Source organism: Hymenobacter sedentarius, assembly GCF_001507645.1.
GTDB classification, from domain to species: domain Bacteria; phylum Bacteroidota; class Bacteroidia; order Cytophagales; family Hymenobacteraceae; genus Hymenobacter; species Hymenobacter sedentarius.
The window spans coordinates 1,511,264-1,528,520 of sequence record NZ_CP013909.1 but is presented as its reverse complement, the minus strand read 5'-3'; the positions used below and the strand labels follow the sequence as shown (position 1 = coordinate 1,528,520).

Genomic DNA, 17,257 nt, shown 5'->3' with positions numbered 1-17,257 from the left:
TCTGCGAACACGGACAAGCACTTACCAGCCGTGGGAATGGGCACAAGCGGGCGGCTGCCGCGGCGCTGCTTCGGGGGCGGCCGCGGTCCCCCTTCGAAACCCTACCGGGCTGAACCGGGTACAAGCGGGTTACCTTTTCACATTCCCGTGATTAAAGTACAATCTTCACCCTTTCTTTCCAATATTATGAAATTCTCGTTCAAAACCCTGCTTGTCCTGTCTGCCTTCGGTGCCTTCGCCACCACTTCCTGCTCGGAGAAGAAGGCCGATAACGCCGCTACCACCACCGAAAACGCCGCTTCCGATGCTGGCAACGCCATGGATAACGCCGTGGACAGCGCCAAAGCCGACATCGCCCGCGAGCCCGGCGATACCGCCGTGGTACGGAACAAGCCCGCTAATAAGGTTATCGAAGAAGTGCCTGCTACCAAGCAGAAGTAAGCCTTCTTAAGGTTCTTGCAAAAAGCCCCGCTACGACCGTAGCGGGGCTTTTTGTTGGCCTTTAGCCTGGGTAACTTTACTGTTTAGCCAAGCCGCAACTTCGGAATTATGAGGCAGAAGCAATGTCCCACAATCACAAAATTTGATGCTATAAGTCAATTACTTATGCACAATAATACCTCATTATCAAAGTCTAATAGTTGCTAAAATGCGCTGGCATCCGGCAACGGGCTCGCTCACCTTTACGCATCGTCTCACTTAACCCCGTTCCCGATGCGTACCTCTTTACTCTTTGCATTGCTGGGCCTGCTGGCCGGCACCGCGCACGCGCAAGACCTGCTCACCAAGCGCACCGGCGAGGCCGTGTCGGTGAAAGTGGTTGAGATAACCCCTTCCGAAGTGAAGTACCGCCGCACCGACAACCCCGATGGCCCGCTCATTAGCATCTGGCGTTCCGATGTGTACACGATTCGCTACGCCAACGGCACGCAGGAATTGCTCAACAGCAACCCCACTCCGGCCGCTGCGCCCGCGACTACTGTTCCCGTGGCACCCGCTAGCCCAGCCCCCGCAGCGCAGGCCGCCCTGCCAGCCGGCGTACCCATGGTGGGCAACCAGGACCCCAACGACGCGGTGCTGGCCGAGCCCATCAGCCTCGACGGCCCGCGCGTGGGCTTTACCATCCTCCCGCGGGGCGTGCTGGACAAGGCCCACGACAGCGGCACCGACCTCAACCCGTTTCTTACGCAGTTTGGCTGGCAGTTTGAGAAGCGGCTGTTTCGGCTGCCCAGCGGCGTGAGCGGACTGGTAGAATTTGTGCCGCTGGTGGGCGGGCTTGAGCAAGGCCAGTTCCTGCCGAGCCTCAGCGGGCTGGTGGGCCTGCGGGGCGCCAAAGGCTTTGAGTTTGGCGTGGGGCCAAACCTTACGCCCTTGGGCTCCAGTATTGTACTGGCCATGGGCACTTCCATCAAATCCAATGGCATCAACTTCCCCATCAACCTGGCCATGGTGCCCGGCGCCGGCGGCGTGCGCGTGAGCCTGCTGGTGGGCTTTAATGCCCGGCACCGCTAGGGGCGGCTGCTGAAAAGCAGGGTGCCTGGCCGGAGCTGCCAATAAGATTTCGGCATTGCCCAGGCCAGCTCAACCCAACCGGCCGCCGGGGCGTACACTTCCCAGATTTCAAATCCTTCCCATCCACATTTCCTTTCAGTCATGGACCTCAACCAGAATAACCTCAATGACCAGACCGAATTGAAAGCCCGCGGCAACTGGAACCAACTCAAAGGCGAAGCCAAGCAGAAGTGGGGCAACCTCACCGATGACGACCTCGACTACGAAGAAGGCAAACAGGACGAGTGGTTCGGTCGCTTGCAAGAGAAAACCGGCCACGCCGTGGAAGACCTCAAAAAGTGGTTCAACCGGACTTTCTAACCCATACATTACCAATGAAGTAAGACGCCTTCCAATCCACACGTCGCCGCTTCATTTCAAAAGCCCTTTCTGGCAACAGAAAGGGCTTTTTATGTTATGCCGCAGCGCAGGATGCTAGTCTGTAGCGAGGTCACCCGGCAGCGGTGCGCTGGGCTTCGGCTACCTGTGCAGCCAAAAAACACCAATAAGCCCCCCTATCTCAACCTTATCACGCGGCCTATTCGTAAGGAAAGCTGTTCCATTGTCCCCGCGTGTATGTCTACTGCCGATACCTTACTTGCTGCTGTTCCCCGCTCGCCTTCGGCTGGTATTAAGGCGCTGGCCCGGCTGGGCTTTGCGGCCATTGGCGTGGTGTACGTGCTCATGGGCGTGCTGGCCCTGCTGGCGGCCCTGAGCCGAGACCACGGCGTGCAGGCAGATAAAGAAGCAGCTGTGAAGCACCTGCAGGATTTGCCGGCGGGCAACCTGCTGCTGGGCCTGATTGCCGTGGGGCTGCTGGGCTACATCATCTGGCGTTTTACCCAAGCCATTCGCGACACCGAGAGCCAGGGCTCCGGCGCCAAAGGCTGGAGCTTCCGGCTGTGGTACATCTGCAGCGGGCTGTTCTACAGCGGCCTGGCGCTCTACGCAGGCCGCCTGGCCCTGAGTGGCCACGCCGACGAAGGCACCGACGCCTCAAAATCGCTGGCGGCCACCATCCTGGGCTGGCCGTCCGGCGACTGGCTCTTAATCTTCCTGGGCCTCGTGACCATCGGCATTGGCCTTTTCCAGGGGTACCGCGCCTACTCGCACAAGCTGCAGTCGGACGTGGACGGCCAGGACCTGACCGGCACCCAGCAGCGCCTCGTGTACCGGGCGGCCCAGGTAGGCGTCACGGCCCGGGGCGTGGTGGTGAGCCTCATCGGCTACTTTTTTGTGGAAGCCGGCTGGCAATCGCGGGCAGCCGAGGCTGGCAGCACCAACGAAGCCCTGGGCCTGCTAGCCGGGATGGGGCCCCTGGTGCTGGGCGTGGTGGCCGCGGGCCTGGTACTGTACGGGCTCTACTCGCTGGTGCAGGCCCGCTACCCCATCCTGCACGGCTTATAGGCCCTACGCCACCGTCTCCTCGGCCACGTAATCGGCCAGGTACTGGTAGCGTTCGGTGAGCTGGCCCCCTTTGGCAATGGTGGCCCGCGCAATCACCCCTTCGGCGTCGTTGCCCAGCAAGTGGGGAAATACTTTATCCAGCAGCTGGCGGCCAAAGTCGCGGCTGGCGTTGCGGGGCAGCTCGCACGGCAGGTTATCCACGGCCATCACCGTGATGTTTGCGGGCCGTGAATAGGGCGGCTCCAGCTCTCCGGTTTGCGGGTTGTAGTCGAAAGCCGGGTCGGCGATGGTGGTGCTGCGCTTGGTGGTGGGCACCGAGCCGTTGACGTCGCAGGTGACGTCGGCAATGGTATTGATGCGGAAATCCGGGCGCTGGGTGTCGGCTTCTTCAAACAGCCGGGGCGCGGCCGGGTGCCAGTACGCGCAGGCAATGAGCAAGTCGGTGACGGGCAAAAACAGTCCAAACGTGGACTCGTACTCCTCCGGGTGGCCGTGAAAGTCGGCGGTGTCCCACACGCGGCCGTCGCGGCGGCGGTTGTAGTCGGAGCTGCGCAGCTGGGTGTACACCGGCTCCTTGAAATCGTGGTACAGGTAGTCGTACACACTCACGCGACGGATGCCCATGCGATCGAGCACTTCGAGCGCACCCTGCGCCACGCGCCCCGAGCCAGTCACGGCTATCTTGATGGGCGGCAGCTTTTTGACTTTGAAAAACTCCTCCTGCATGTCGTCCATATCCAGGCATTCGTGCGCGGGCTTGAGTTCGTACAGGCCGTGCTTGCGGCCGTACGTGAGCAGGCCGTTGTAGGCGCCCACAATGCCGGCGTAGCGCCCAAACGCCACAATACGCTCGCCGCGGGCGTTGGTCAGTAGCTCGTAGTCGACCAGCGTAATGTCCTTCTTGAGCACCTCACGCAGTAGGTTGCGGTTGGCGGGCTGCTTTTTCACGGTGTGTGAGAAAAACAGGTACGTTTTGTGGGGAATGAGCTGGCTAACGGGCACTTCCTTCACGCCCATGAGGATATCGCAGCCCGAAATGTCGTCGCGCACTTCAATGCCCAGGGCGCGGTACTCCTCGTCGCGGTAGCTGCGAAAGGGGCTGCTTTGCACCACGACGCGCAGGTTGGGGAAGGTGGCTTGGGCTTCCACGCACTTCTTGGGCGTGAGGGGCACGCGCTTGTCGTGCGGGGTTTTACCCTCGCAGATGAGGCCAATGGTTAAGGACATGGGATACGATGGGAAGTGACGCATGAGGAATGCCGAATGACGGAGGGGAACTCTTCATTCTTCATTCGGCCTTCCTCATTGCTAATGGGGTGGCCGGTCAAAATTACGGTTTTGATGGCAGTCCGCCGGGCCATTTCAGGCTTACCTTTGTTAAGGAATCTGAAACTGAACCTTACTACGTCAAAACCGCTTCCTTCTCACTATTTCCCGCCTTTATGACGCTGAAACCTCAGCCCGCCGACGTTTTTGAAGACCGCCACAACGCGCCCGGCGCCGACGAGCAGGCGGCCATGCTCCGCACCATTGGCGTGGAAAGCATTGAGCAGCTCATTAACGAAACCGTGCCGCCCGCCATTCGCCTGAAGCGGCCGCTGGACTTGCCCGAAGCCCTCAGCGAACGCGCCTTCCTGGCCAAGTTCAAGCAGATTGCCGGCCAGAACCAGGTGTTTAAAAGCTACATCGGCCTGGGCTACCACGACACCACCCTGCCCCCGGTTATTCAGCGCAACATTCTGGAAAACCCGGGCTGGTACACCGCCTACACGCCTTATCAGGCCGAAATTGCCCAGGGCCGCCTCGAAGCCCTCATCAATTACCAGACCATGGTAATTGACCTAACCGGTCTCGAAATCGCCAACGCCAGCCTGCTGGATGAAGGCACCGCCGCTGCCGAGGCCATGCACATGCTGCACAGCCAGACCAAAAAGAAAGGCGCCAACCAGTACTTCGTTTCCGAGCAGGTATTGCCCCAGACCATCGACCTGCTCCGCACCCGCGCCACGCCGGTGGGCATTGAGCTGGTGGTGGGCGACCACCGCCAGGTGGACCTGAGCGGCGCAGGCTTCTTTGGCGCCATGGTGCAGTACCCCGCGGCCGACGGCGAAATTTTCGACTACAAAGAATTCATCGGCCAGGCCCGCGCCAACAACGTGTTTGTGGTGATGGCCGCCGACCTGTTGGCCCTCACGCTGCTCACCTCGCCCGGCGAGCTGGGCGCCGATGTGTGTGTGGGCAATTCGCAGCGCTTTGGCGTGCCCATGGGCTACGGTGGCCCGCACGCCGGCTTCTTCTCCTGCAAAGACCAGTTCAAGCGCGTGATTCCCGGCCGCCTTATTGGCCAGAGCATCGACGCCGCTGGCAACAAGGCCTACCGCATGGCCCTGCAAACCCGCGAGCAGCACATTCGCCGCGAAAAAGCCACCTCCAACATCTGCACCGCGCAGGTGCTGCTGAGCGTGCTGGCCGGCATGTACGCCGTGTACCACGGCCCGCAGCGCATCCAGCAGTTTGCCGTGAACACCCACAGCCTGGCCCAGACCCTGGAGGCCGGCCTGAAGAAGCTCGGCGTAGAGCAGACCAACGAGTACTACTTCGACACCCTGAACCTGCGCCTGGAAAGCGCCGAGCTGCAGCAGTCGCTCCGCAAGGAAGCCGAAGCCGCCCGGCTCAACTTCCGCTACTTCGACGAGGTACGCGTGGGCATCTCGCTCAACCAGAACACCGAGCTGCACGACGTAGCCGACATTCTGGACGTGTTTGCCAAAGTATTGGGCAAAGAAGCCGACCAGCTGGTTGGGCTGCCCGACTCCCTAGAGCTGACCTGGCCCAATAACCTCGTGCGCACCAGCGAGTACCTCACCCACCCCGTCTTCAACACGCACCACGCCGAGCACGAGCTGCTGCGCTACATGAAGCAGCTTGAGAACAAGGACCTGAGCCTTGCGCACAGCATGATTCCGCTGGGCTCGTGCACCATGAAGCTGAACGCCACCGCCGAGATGATTCCGGTGACCTGGCCCGAAATCGGCCAGCTTCACCCCTTCGCGCCGCTCGACCAGACCAAAGGCTACCAGCAGATTTTCGCCGATCTGCAAACCTGGCTCTGTGAAATCACCGGCTTTGCCGCCGTCAGCCTGCAGCCCAACTCGGGCGCTCAGGGCGAATACGCCGGCCTGCTGGCCATCCGCGGCTACCACGAAGCCCGCGGCGACCACCACCGCACCGTGGCCCTGATTCCGGCCTCGGCCCACGGCACCAACCCCGCCTCGGCCGTGATGGCCGGCATGGAAGTGGTGGTGGTGAAAAGCACCGAAGACGGCAACATCGACGTGGCTGACCTCAAGGAAAAAGCCGCGAAGTACGCCGACCGCCTCTCCTGCCTGATGGTGACCTACCCGAGCACGCACGGCGTGTACGAGGAAACCATCATCGACATCTGCGAGACCATTCACAGCCACGGTGGCCGCGTGTACATGGACGGCGCCAACATGAATGCCCAGGTGGGCCTGACCTCGCCCGCCAACATCGGCGCCGACGTCTGCCACCTCAACCTGCACAAGACCTTCTGCATCCCGCACGGCGGCGGCGGCCCCGGCGTGGGCCCCATTGGCGTAGTGGCCGACCTAGTGCCCTACCTGCCGGGCCACGCCGTGGTAGCGGTAGAAGGTCGTACCAGCGGTTCGGTTTCGGCCGCGCCGTGGGGTTCGGCCAGCATTCTGCCAATCAGCTACGCCTACATCTCGATGATGGGCGGCGAGGGCCTGACTCGCGCCACGCAGATTGCCATCCTCAATGCCAACTACATCAAGGCCCGCCTCGAAGAGCACTACCCGGTGCTGTACTCGGGCAGCCACGGCCGTTGTGCCCACGAGATGATTCTGGAGTGCCGCCACTTCAAAAAGGCCGGCATCGAAGTAGAAGACATTGCCAAGCGCCTGATGGACTACGGTTTCCACGCGCCTACCGTGAGCTTCCCCGTGGCCGGCACGCTCATGATTGAGCCCACCGAAAGCGAGAGCAAAGACGAACTGGACCGTTTCTGCGACGCCATGATTTCCATCCGCAAGGAAATCGCGGCCGTGGAGTCGGGCAAAGCCGATGCCAAGGACAACGTGCTCAAGCACGCGCCCCACACGGCCGCTTCGGTGCTCGTGCACGAGTGGACGCGCCCCTACACCCGCGAGCAGGCCGTGTACCCCATGGAGTACGTGCGCGCCGCCAAGTTCTGGCCCAGCGTCAGCCGCATCGATTCGGCGTACGGCGACCGCAACCTGATTTGCAGCTGCACGCCCATCGAGCAGTATGTGGACAAGGAAGAGGATTTGGTACAGGCTGATAAAGGCCCGTCGTACTAGCGCTTGTCATTAACATCACTGCGGCAAGCTGTGCTTGCCGCAGTGATGTTAATGACGTAAAAAGCCCCGGCTCAATTTTGAGCCGGGGCTTTTTTCTGTTGCTAAACGCAGAGACTTTGTAAGGAAGCTCGCAGCATCAAAGGAAGGGTTGCCGCGTTCCACTGCGCTGCATTCGCGATGACAGTAAGTGGCCTTACGCTACTTGCTTCCCCGCTCGCCGAAGCAGCGGCGGTCCATGTACCCCATCCGGGTCTGGCCGTCCTTATCGAGCCGAACGCGCACGAAGTAGGCGTTGATGGTATCGGTTACCTGCACTTCGTTGCCGGCGGTGGTTTGGGCGAGTACGGTTGAGGTTTTGTTCATACCATCGTACACGGGGCAGTCCACAATGGTATTGTGCGCGATGGGGGTATGGTTGGCAGCGGCGGTCTGCATCCGTTCGTCACGGGTGGAAGAGCAAGCGGCCAGCAGGCCCGTAGCAGCCAAAAACAACAGGGCGGTACTTTTCATTAACGAAGCAAGAGCGTTGGGTGGAAATTCGAGGGTAAGGTAGGATAAAATCTGGTTATCTCAACATAAAGCAATGATACCATCCACAACCATGCGGGGAACTATATAGTGGTAAAAGTGGAACGCCATGGCCCCGTCCGCCGTTATACAGATGGCCTGAAAATTGCTTAATTCTTCCCGGGATTCAGCACTTTGGGTCCTTCAATCAATCTGTCTTTTGTTTGTGATTATGAACCGCATCACCCGTTTTCTGGCTCGTCCGGCTGCTTTGGCCGCGATGAGCTTTGTGCTGCTTTTGGGCAGCGGTTGCTCCACGGCTTCCCGCGTGGGTGTGACCAACGATTTTGACCATTCCGTCAACTTCCGGGCTTTCAAAACCTGGGCTTGGTACCCGCAGCAACCCACTGATACCGAGGGCGGCCCGGCCAAAGGCTACGAGTCCTTCCTCGACAAGCGCATGCGCGCCGCCGTGAAGGCCGAGATGACCCGCAAAGGCCTCACCGAAGTGGACAAAGCCCCCGATATCTACGTGGCCTACAGCGCCCGTGTGGAAGACAAGCAGCAAGTATCGCCTTACTACAATGGCTTGGGCTATCCGTATGGCTACGGCTACGGGTACTACGGCCGGGGCATCCCGCCCGTGACCCAGTACAAAGCCGGCACCGTGGTTATCGACATCATCGACGCACGCCGCAAGGAGCTGGCCTGGCGCGGCACCGGCCAGGCCCAGGTCGACCAAAACACCATCAACGAAGTGGAAACCACCCGCATTGTCAACGGTATCCTGAGCACCTACCCGCCCCAGGACAACCAGGCCCGCCGCTAATTAGCCTTAGCCCAGGACGCAGAAAAGCCCCCTCCAGTATTGGAGAGGGCTTTTTTATTGCTTCAGGCTGACGGGTAACTTGAGCTAAACCGGCACGTTCACGTGGCGCTCGGCGTGGTAGGAGCTGCGCACCAGCGGGCCGCTTTCCACGTACTTCAGGCCACGCTTCAGGCCTTCTTCCTTGTAGTGGGCAAACTGGTCGGGGGTGATGAACTCGGCCACGTCGAGGTGGCGCTTGGTGGGCTGCAGGTACTGGCCCAGGGTGAGGATGTCGAGGCCGTTGGCCACGAGGTCGTCCATGGCCTGGTACAGCTCGTCGGCCTTCTCGCCCAGGCCCAGCATGATGCCCGACTTGGTGCGGTGGCCGGCCAGCTTCGTGCGGCGGATTTGCTCGAGGCTGCGGTCGTAGCGGGCCTGCGGGCGCACGAGGCGGTAAAGGCTGCCCACGGTTTCGATGTTGTGTGAAATAACTTCCTGCCCGCCCGAAATCATCACGTCGAGCGCGTCCCAGTTGGCTTTCACGTCCGGAATCAGTGTTTCGATGGTGGTGCCGGGACTGAGCTGCTTGGTGAGCACCACGGTCTCGCGCCACACGCTGGCACCGCGGTCCTTGAGCTCGTCGCGGTTCACGCTCGTTATCACGGCGTGCTTCACCTTCATGAGCTGGATAGCCTCGGCCACCCGGCGAGGCTCGTCGAGGTCGTACTCAGTGGGGCGGCCCGTGGCCACGGCGCAAAACGAACACGAGCGGGTGCAGATGTTGCCCAGAATCATAAACGTAGCCGTGCCGGCGCCCCAGCATTCGCCCATATTGGGGCAGTTGCCGCTCTCGCAGATGGTGTGCAGCTTGTGCTCGTCTACTAGGCGGCGCACGGCGGCATATTCTTCGCCCACGGGCAGCTTCACGCGCAGCCAGTCGGGCTTGCGGGGGCGGGCAGGCGCAGCCGTTTCGGGCTGGATAACGGGCAAATCAATCATTTTATTAATGAAGAATGAGGAATGAAGAAGGAGGTATTATCCTCGGCCCATTCGATACTAAGCACTAACAAATTTACGGTGCAATTGATGCGCCTTGTATATCCCGGGATGGCCCAGCTCAATTCTTCATTCCTAATTCTCCATTCTTCCTTAAGCGCAGCGTTACGAGCGGTGCCCGAAATACAGCGTCAGGTACACCGAGGGGAAGATTTGGCGGTTGAGCCCGTCCGTATCGGACAGGTTGCCGGGGCTGAGAATCAGCAGGCGCTTGGTGTAGCCTTCCACCAAAAAACCCACCTCCATGCCGGTCACGGCGTCGCGGTAGCGGCCGTACTCGAAGCTCAGGCCGGTGCGCAAGTGAAACCCGGGCACCACTTTGGTTTCGCCAATGCCGCTGAAAAGGGGGCCCCGGTCCAGAATGGCGCCCGTGTCGGCGTGCTTCACGGGGTCGTACTGCTCGTTCACGATATTGTCAGTCGACACGTTGATGACCCGGGTTTGGGTGGCCGTGCGGTCGAAACTGATGTAATAGGGCATGAGCAGGCCGAAGGACGGGCCCGCGCTCACCAGGCCATTCACCTGCACGCCGGCATCGGCGGCTTTGCGGAACAGGATGCGCTGCAGGCCCAGCGAGGGCCGCAGCACAAACGCGTAGTTGGTTTTGCGGTCGATGTAGCTGCCACCCACGATGGTGTTGATGCGGTCTTCCTTGGCATTCTTGAGCATGACGCCCTCAATGCTCCAGAAGCGCAGCAACCGGTCGTCGAGCACGCGCGACGAGCGCAGCGACACGCCGCCCAGCAGGCCGCCCTGGGTATTGAAATTGACCCCGTACACGAATTCCTTCCGGTACGACTGCTCGTCGGACGGCGCGGCGGGCACCGGGCCGGAGCGTACGGGCGCCTGGGCCTGCGCGGTGGCCGCTACCAGCAACCCGGTTGCCAGCAGGCCAAAATATCGAAAGGAAAAGGGAAGCATAATCAACCGAAAGTAGGCCCTGTCAGGCACCGCAGGCGCGGCGCATTAAGTAATACGTAAATTAGCCAACGAAGAAACAACTTTTTCAAGGTAACTCCCTGACTTAATGAACACCGCTACTGCCCGCTACGCCGGCCAACTCCGTACCGAAGCCACCCACGTCGCTTCCGGCAACGTTATTCAAACCGATGCACCCACCGACAACCACGGCCGCGGCGAAGCCTTTTCGCCCACCGATTTGGTGAGCACCGCCCTTGGCTCGTGCATGATGACAATAATGGGCATCGTGGCCGACCGCCACCAGCTCAACTTAGTCGACAGCACCTTTGCCGTGGTGAAGCACATGAGCACCGAAGCCCCCCGCCGCATCGTGCAAATCGACGTGACGTTTACCCTGCCCGCGGCATTGCTGCCAACTGACCGGGCCCTGCTGGAGCGCGCCGCCTACACCTGCCCCGTAACGCTGAGCCTGCATCCGGACATCCGGCAAAACGTGGTGTTTAATTACGAAGCGTAGAAGCTGAATGCGTGCGCGGTGGAGCGCTTGGGTGCCAGCAAGAGCACCCCGGCGTTCCACCGCTTCATGCCGTTACTGCCCTACGGCCGACTTCACGTCGCTGAGGCGAATGCCCATGTGCGAGGCATCGTAGCGGCATTCGCCGTCCTGAATAAGCAGCAACTGGGGCGACTCGTGGCGAATGCCGAACTGCTCGGCAATCTGGGCCGACAGCGGCCGGAAGCGCAGCAAGTCGAGGTAGTAGATGGGCACGTTGGCAAGGCCGCTGTCGGCCCACTGGCGCTCAATTTTGCTTTTGGCCGCCGCGCTGATGGAGCAAGTGGTGCTGTGCTTAAAAATAAGCACCGGCTGCTCGTGCGAGGCCTGCGCCAGGTCGGTTATCTGTTCGGGTTGGGTAAGGGGAAGCCAGGGCGTGGACATAAGAGCAACTAGTGGATGGAAAATGAGGAGGTACGCTTTGCAGGGCAATACGCAAGTTGGTACCGCGACGGTAGTACAACAATGCTATAACACATGATACCCCGGAAGTCATTCAAAAAATATAGCTCAACTTCCGCCGCGACGCATTATTCCTTCTTTTTGCGGCGCAATGGCTGAAAACCGGGCGCCTTTGCTCTCGCAGGGGCCACTCTTCGGTACTCCAGCTCGTCGCTGCCTTCGGGCATGGGCTGGGTGCTTTGGCCCCGCTTGAGCCGGGCGGCGGTCACGCCTAAGTGGCTGTCTTTGTAGGGAGAGGCGGTGTGCTTGGCATCGCGCAGGGCGCGGCGGTTGGCCGCTTTTACTTGCGACGGCTTCTCATGCACTATCTGGGCCTGGGCTACCTGGCTACTCCACATCAGCCCAACGACGGCCAGCAGCATTACCACCCTTGCCTTACGGCTTGACCACGGGCGCAGCACCTGGAGCAGTTGCGGGAGCAACTGCAGGGGCAGGCGCAGGAGCCGCTGCGGGCGCAGGCGCGACGTTCGGAGCGGGGTCTTCGGCAGGGGCCGGGACTGCAGGCCGGTGGTCGGGGCTGTAGTTGGGTTTGTCATGGAGCTTGAATTTGAAGAAGTTGCGAATCGACTGCAAAGGCCGGAAGGGCTTGCGGGCGGGCTTGTGAATGCGCCGCCGCATCAGCTTGGGCTTTTTCATCAGCCCGTTTTTGTCGTACCGCACGGTGGAGTGCTCCGGAAGCGTGCGGGTTTCGGTGCTGGCACTGGCCGTGGGGCCCGGCACGGTGCCCCCAGTGGGGGTAGAAACGTCGGTAGCGGCTTCTTCCACGTCGGTGCCGTCCTCGTTTTTGGCGTTGGTTTTCTTGCCGTGGGTGAACGACAAAAACGACCGTTTACTCTTTTTGGCTTTTTGCTGGGCCTTGAATTCCGGCGACGGCTTCGGCGTAGGGAGGCGGTAGGGATGGAAAACTTTGTGGTACACGCTGCAGCTGCTCAGCAACAGCACTAAGAGACAGTAGAAGTATTGCTTCACCAGAGTATAGGCTAAAATCGGGCAGGAAGATACGCAACGCGCCCGGTAAGCAGGGCCCTGGGACGGCCGTGCTCGGCATCCCCCAAATAGTCCTGCCCAACCCGCGCGGCCACAAGCCGGCCTTCATCCAGGAATTGGGTTTAACGTACATTTTTTTGGCATTGTCGCCCAGCGCCATCCATGTGCTAAAGGCCAGCCATTAACTGAAAGTAACTCTATCAAACAAGTAGTTAGCAAGCCAATAATATTATAGTCATCTAATATTTGAAGTTAACGAAATCTGAATCGTGCTATAGTGGAAGGCAACCATGAAAATAAGCTCGGCGTATCGGCTCAACATTCTTTCTTCCTTTCATCCACATTTCCTACCGTTAATTCCATGAAAAAACTAGCGATTCTCCCCGCATTTTTAGTGTTGCTGGCCGGTGCTTCCAGCTGCGAAAAAAACCAAGTTGAGCCAGCTCAGGCCACCGTTTCGGCCGCCGACGCCACGCTTGATGCCCTGACCCAAGGCAAAACGGTTACGTCCACGAATACCGGCACCTACCCCTACACTTATCAGGTAGTTGAGAACGGGATTACCGTGACTAAAAATGCTACCGGTACCTTTAGCTCGGCGCTGCGCATCAACAGCTTTGAGGTAAGAAACGGGGTGATAACCGCCTTGGGCACGCTGAGCGCCACGCCGACGTCGGGCCCGGCTTCGGCTTATGGGCCGGTGGCCGTGGCCATTCCTCTGTCGCTGGCGCAGATTAGCAGCTCCTGCTCGGCTGCTACGGTCAACTACGGCACGCAAACGGTGAGCCTGAACGGCACGACCCAAAGCGTGAACCCGGTGCTGAGCGTGTCGCCGTCGCAGTCGGACAAAAACCTGCTCGGCAACCTGGTATGTTCGCTCGGCAAGATTCTGGGCAACCCCTCGCCTTCGGATACCGGCGGCGTAGTGAGCCACCTGAACAAAATCATCAGCATCATCGGCTCGTAATCCGGTCCCTGATAACTGCTATAAAAAAAGAGGCGCCGCTACCGGCGCCTCTCTTTTTATGTTTAGTAGTTGCGCAGGGCTTCTACTTGCTCGCGCAGCCGCTGCAGTGGCAGAAACGCCGCCTCGAGCGGGGGCGCAAACGGAATGGCGGTATCGAGCGAAGCCACGCGGCGCACGGGCGCGTCGAGGTGCTCGAAGCAGTTTTCGCCAATCCACGCCGCGATTTCGCCGCCGATGCCCCCGGTCAGGGTGTCTTCGTGCAGCACCAGCACGCGGCCGTTTTTCTCCACGGTTTGGCGCACGGCGTCCTGGTCCCAGGGCAGCAGGGTGCGCAGGTCCAGGATATCGGCCGATACATTGAGCTCTTCGCACACCTGCAGGGCCCAGCGCACGCCCATGCCGTAGGTAATGATGCTCAATTCGTTGCCTTCAGCAGCCAGCGCGGCCTTGCCGATGGGCGTGGTGTAGTAGGCCTCGGGCACGGGGCCCGACAGGCTGCGGTAGAGCATCTTGTGCTCGAAGTACATCACCGGATTGGGGTCTTCGAAGGCGGCGCAGAGCAGGCCCTTGGCGTCGTGCGGGTTGCTGGGGTACACCACCTTCAGGCCGGGCACGTGCGTGAACCACGCTTCGTTGCTCTGGCTGTGGAAGGGGCCGGCGGCGCTGCCGGCACCGGTGGGCATGCGCACCACCACGTCGGCGTTCTGGCCCCAGCGGTAATGGCTTTTGGCCAGGTTGTTCACAATCTGGTTGAAGCCGCAGGTTACGAAGTCGGCAAACTGCATTTCGACCATGCTTTTCTTGCCCTTGATGCTCAGGCCCAGCCCCGCGCCCACAATGGCCGACTCGCACAAGGGCGTGTTGCGCACCCGCGCCTTGCCAAATTCGGCCACGAAGCTTTCCGTGATTTTGAAGACGCCGCCGTAGTCGGCAATGTCCTGGCCCATGAGCACGAGGTCGGGGTAGCGCTGCATGCTCTGGCGCAGCCCCTCCTGGATGGCATCGACAAAGCGCAGCTCCCTTGCGGGGAGGGAGGAATTGAGTTGGCTCGCCCCCAATTCCTCATTCTTCATTCTTAATTCTTCATTAAGCGAAGCGTCCGGCGTGAAGGGCTGGTACATGTCGGCGATTTCCTCCTGCACGTCGGCGGTGGGCATGGGCACGGCATCGGCTTCCTGCAAGCCGGCTTCGATGGCTGCCTTGATGGTTTCGCGGATGCTGTGCTTGGCCGTTTCCGTGAGGATGCCTTCCTGGATGAGCCACTTCTCGTAGTTTTCCACCGGGTCTTTGACGGCCCACTCTTCCATCAGGGACTGGGGCACGTACTTGGTGCCGCTGGCTTCTTCGTGGCCGCGCATCCGGAACGTGAGGGCTTCGATGAGCACGGGGCGCGGGTTTTGGCGCAGGTCCTCGGCCAAGCGCTTCACGGTGCTGTACACTTCCAGCACGTTGTTGCCGTCTACCTGCACGGCGTCCATGCCGTAGGCCGGGCCTTTGTCGACGAAGGACTTAAAGCGGAACTGCTCGTTGCTGGGTGTGCTCAGGCCGTAGCCGTTGTTTTCAATCATGAAGATGACCGGCAGCTGCCACACGGCGGCCACGTTCAGGGCCTCGTGGAAGTCGCCTTCGCTGGCGCCGCCGTCGCCGCTGTAGGTCAGGGTCACCTTGGGCTTTTGGTCGAGCACATCGGCCAGGGCAATGCCATCGGCCACGGCCAGCTGCGGGCCCAGGTGCGAAATCATGCCCACGATGTGGTGCTCGTTGCTGCCGAAGTGGAAGCTGCGGTCGCGGCCCTTGGTGAAGCCCGTGCGCTTGCCCTGCCACTGCGCAAACAGGCGCCCGAGCGGCACGTTGCGCCCCGTGAACACGCCCAGGTTGCGGTGCAGCGGCAGGATGTACTCGTCGGGCTCCAGGGCCAGGGTGCTGCCCACCGAAATGGCTTCCTGCCCAATGCCCGAGAACCACTTACTCACCTTGCCCTGGCGCAGCAGAATCAGCATCTTTTCTTCTATCAGCCGCGGGCGCAGCAGGTGCTGGTAGAGGTGCAGCAGGGTTTCGTTGGAATGGTCGAGGCGGTCGAATCGGAGCGCCGTGGCAGTGAGGGTCATCATGGGCGGGAAGAGAACAACGGGAGTCCGGCAAAGGTAGCAGGAGAGGCGGCGCCTATATTTGGTTCTGGCTCAATTACCACTACCAACCTCATGCGCCTACTGCTACTCAGTGCTTTCAGCATGCTGGCCTGCCACGGGGCCACGGCCCAGACCCGAGCCACGGGCGCCGACTCCGTTTCGCAATGGGGCTGGAGCCTCCGCGTGGGCCTGGGCGCGGCCACTAGCCAGCACGGCGACTACCGGCGCGAGTACCATGAAGTAGCGGCCGGGCCCCTGGTAGGCGTTGGGGCCACGCGCTACTTTGCCGGGCCGTTGGTCAGCCTCGGGGCCGAAGCGCTGCTGACCCGTTGCACGGTGGTGGTTGATTTTCAACAACAGGATATTACCGTTCCCACTTACGCGTACCACCCAGCCCAGACGCTGCACCAATGGCGGCTCTTTACGCCCGTTTATGTGCGCACTTCCTCGCCAGCCAAGGGGTTGCACCTGCTGGCCGGCGCTGGGCCCACCTTCGCGCTGGGCCACTCCGGCCACGACGCGGCCTACTACCCGCGCCCGGTAGAGCTCACGGGGATGGTGGGCCTTGAGGTGCGCCTGCTGCCATGGCACCGCTACGAAACCACGCTGGGCCTGCGCGTGCACGCGCCGCTCACCCCCAGCTATGCCTACGGCTACCCGGACAGCTATCACAGCCCAAGCGGGGGAGTAAGCACGCGCGAAGCCCGCCACGACGTGTACAGCCGCTGGCTGGGCGTCACGCTGGCCACCACACTCTACCCGGCTGCTACCCGCAAGCCCTGAGTAGCCGGCGCCTAGGGGTTGAGCTGAATATCGAACCGGCCTTCGGTTATCCGCACTTCGGCCAGCAAGTCGGCAGACCGCGGGGCCGCCGGGCCAGGCACAGCCCGCAGCTCGAAGCGGCCGGCTACAAAGGGATGCGCGCCCGTGGTATCGAGGCGCGTGATGGTGAGGGTACCGGCTTGCGGCTCAGTGGCCACGTATTCCACGAGGCCGCTGGCGGTTTTCAGCTGCACCTGGCGGCCGGGTTGCGACTGGCTCAACTCGTACACGCCCGGCCCGGTCACGTGGCCCACCACAAAATGGAAGTTGCTAATGGGGCCGTCTACCTGTAGGCGCCGGAACGCATCGAGCTGCAGCTCGCCCCCGTGGTAGCGGACAGTGGGCGTAATCACCTTGCCGGCCAGCGTGCGGGTGTTGTTCGCCTCCCACACCTGCCCATTCACGAGGCAGCCGAAGGTATTGGCCCCGACCTGGGTAGCGGCGGGCAGCTGCACCGGCTGCGGCTCCGGATAGAGCTTCTCCAGCTAATCTTCGCAGCTGATTAGCAGCGGTGCTACCGACAGGAAAGTCACCCATTTTATCATCGGGCCGGAAGGTAATTTTGGGAGCATAGCGGGTTTGCTAACAAGCCAAATGCGGCCATTGGCGAATTTACATATAAGACTTTGTGTTTCTTTAGCCCAACCGTTTCAGCAGCAATTGGCAGGCTAGGCTCCGGCGGCCTTCGCACCTGCAAAGACCTGGCCGAAGGCGCGGAACGCGCCG

18 protein-coding genes are annotated in these 17,257 nt (G+C 61.0%); 9 read left to right on the top strand and 9 right to left on the bottom strand.

From position 1 onward, the window contains the following. Window positions 1–186 precede the first annotated feature (186 nt). The 4 genes from AUC43_RS06280 to AUC43_RS06265 all read left to right on the top strand — a co-directional run bounded on the left by AUC43_RS06280 (window position 187) and on the right by AUC43_RS06265 (window position 2,958). A complete protein-coding gene (locus tag AUC43_RS06280; protein ID WP_068191119.1) occupies window positions 187–441 on the top strand; it encodes a hypothetical protein in 255 nt (84 codons plus the stop codon). 273 nt (window positions 442–714) lie between these two features. Next, window positions 715–1,512, top strand: coding sequence for a hypothetical protein (locus tag AUC43_RS06275; RefSeq protein WP_068191116.1), 798 nt, complete (start codon window positions 715–717; stop codon window positions 1,510–1,512). A 141-nt stretch (window positions 1,513–1,653) separates the two neighbouring features. Further along, on the top strand, window positions 1,654–1,872 hold the full coding sequence (locus AUC43_RS06270) for a CsbD family protein (RefSeq protein WP_068191114.1): 219 nt from the start codon (window positions 1,654–1,656) through the stop codon (window positions 1,870–1,872). Window positions 1,873–2,127: 255 nt separating this feature from the next. Then, window positions 2,128–2,958 carry a DUF1206 domain-containing protein gene (locus AUC43_RS06265; RefSeq protein ID WP_068191113.1) on the top strand — a complete coding sequence of 277 codons (831 nt, stop codon included), beginning with the start codon at window positions 2,128–2,130 and terminating at the stop codon, window positions 2,956–2,958. A gap of 3 nt (window positions 2,959–2,961) precedes the next feature. Here the strand turns inward: AUC43_RS06265 and AUC43_RS06260 are convergent, their stop codons facing one another. Further along, on the bottom strand, window positions 2,962–4,185 hold the full coding sequence (locus tag AUC43_RS06260; protein ID WP_068191110.1) for an NAD(P)-dependent oxidoreductase: 1,224 nt from the start codon (window positions 4,183–4,185) through the stop codon (window positions 2,962–2,964). Between the two features lie 215 nt (window positions 4,186–4,400). Between AUC43_RS06260 and gcvP the strand changes: the two genes are divergently transcribed. Next, the gene (gene gcvP / locus AUC43_RS06255; RefSeq protein WP_068191108.1) at window positions 4,401–7,319 is read left to right on the top strand and encodes an aminomethyl-transferring glycine dehydrogenase; all 2,919 of its coding nucleotides are present in this window, start codon (window positions 4,401–4,403) and stop codon (window positions 7,317–7,319) included. 198 nt (window positions 7,320–7,517) lie between these two features. Here the strand turns inward: gcvP and AUC43_RS06250 are convergent, their stop codons facing one another. Next, window positions 7,518–7,829 (bottom strand): hypothetical protein, encoded by a 312-nt coding sequence (locus AUC43_RS06250; protein ID WP_068191106.1) that lies wholly within the window; start codon window positions 7,827–7,829, stop codon window positions 7,518–7,520. A 229-nt stretch (window positions 7,830–8,058) separates the two neighbouring features. Here AUC43_RS06250 and AUC43_RS06245 point away from each other — a divergent pair, with 229 nt between their 5' ends. Beyond that, window positions 8,059–8,655: a DUF4136 domain-containing protein gene (locus AUC43_RS06245; RefSeq protein ID WP_068191104.1), complete on the top strand. Its 597-nt coding sequence runs from the start codon at window positions 8,059–8,061 to the stop codon at window positions 8,653–8,655. Window positions 8,656–8,739: 84 nt separating this feature from the next. On the opposite strand, the gene lipA is transcribed toward AUC43_RS06245, so the two are convergent. Then, window positions 8,740–9,633, bottom strand: coding sequence for a lipoyl synthase (gene lipA / locus AUC43_RS06240; protein ID WP_068191102.1), 894 nt, complete (start codon window positions 9,631–9,633; stop codon window positions 8,740–8,742). A 162-nt stretch (window positions 9,634–9,795) separates the two neighbouring features. Next, window positions 9,796–10,611, bottom strand: a complete 816-nt coding sequence (locus AUC43_RS06235; RefSeq protein WP_157780958.1) for a hypothetical protein — start codon at window positions 10,609–10,611, stop codon at window positions 9,796–9,798. Window positions 10,612–10,717: 106 nt separating this feature from the next. Between AUC43_RS06235 and AUC43_RS06230 the strand changes: the two genes are divergently transcribed. Next, window positions 10,718–11,128, top strand: a complete 411-nt coding sequence (locus AUC43_RS06230) for an OsmC family protein (RefSeq protein ID WP_068191098.1) — start codon at window positions 10,718–10,720, stop codon at window positions 11,126–11,128. Window positions 11,129–11,200: 72 nt separating this feature from the next. Here the strand turns inward: AUC43_RS06230 and ytxJ are convergent, their stop codons facing one another. From ytxJ to AUC43_RS20655, 3 genes are all read right to left on the bottom strand, one after another. Further along, complete coding sequence (gene ytxJ, locus AUC43_RS06225; protein WP_068191095.1) at window positions 11,201–11,548, bottom strand: bacillithiol system redox-active protein YtxJ; 348 nt, start codon at window positions 11,546–11,548, stop codon at window positions 11,201–11,203. A 146-nt stretch (window positions 11,549–11,694) separates the two neighbouring features. Then, window positions 11,695–11,988: a hypothetical protein gene (locus AUC43_RS06220; RefSeq protein ID WP_068191092.1), complete on the bottom strand. Its 294-nt coding sequence runs from the start codon at window positions 11,986–11,988 to the stop codon at window positions 11,695–11,697. Window positions 11,989–12,001: 13 nt separating this feature from the next. Beyond that, window positions 12,002–12,595 carry a hypothetical protein gene (locus tag AUC43_RS20655; RefSeq protein WP_157780957.1) on the bottom strand — a complete coding sequence of 198 codons (594 nt, stop codon included), beginning with the start codon at window positions 12,593–12,595 and terminating at the stop codon, window positions 12,002–12,004. Window positions 12,596–12,974: 379 nt separating this feature from the next. Between AUC43_RS20655 and AUC43_RS06210 the strand changes: the two genes are divergently transcribed. Continuing rightward, the gene (locus AUC43_RS06210) at window positions 12,975–13,580 is read left to right on the top strand and encodes a hypothetical protein (protein ID WP_068191089.1); all 606 of its coding nucleotides are present in this window, start codon (window positions 12,975–12,977) and stop codon (window positions 13,578–13,580) included. Between the two features lie 62 nt (window positions 13,581–13,642). Here AUC43_RS06210 and AUC43_RS06205 read toward each other — a convergent pair whose 3' ends face one another. Continuing rightward, the gene (locus AUC43_RS06205) at window positions 13,643–15,691 is read right to left on the bottom strand and encodes an alpha-ketoacid dehydrogenase subunit alpha/beta (protein WP_068191087.1); all 2,049 of its coding nucleotides are present in this window, start codon (window positions 15,689–15,691) and stop codon (window positions 13,643–13,645) included. 90 nt (window positions 15,692–15,781) lie between these two features. Here AUC43_RS06205 and AUC43_RS06200 point away from each other — a divergent pair, with 90 nt between their 5' ends. Continuing rightward, complete coding sequence (locus AUC43_RS06200) at window positions 15,782–16,492, top strand: hypothetical protein (RefSeq protein WP_068191084.1); 711 nt, start codon at window positions 15,782–15,784, stop codon at window positions 16,490–16,492. 11 nt (window positions 16,493–16,503) lie between these two features. Here AUC43_RS06200 and AUC43_RS06195 read toward each other — a convergent pair whose 3' ends face one another. Continuing rightward, a complete protein-coding gene (locus AUC43_RS06195; protein WP_068191082.1) occupies window positions 16,504–16,986 on the bottom strand; it encodes a Riean_0653 family protein in 483 nt (160 codons plus the stop codon). Window positions 16,987–17,257: the final 271 nt, after the last annotated feature.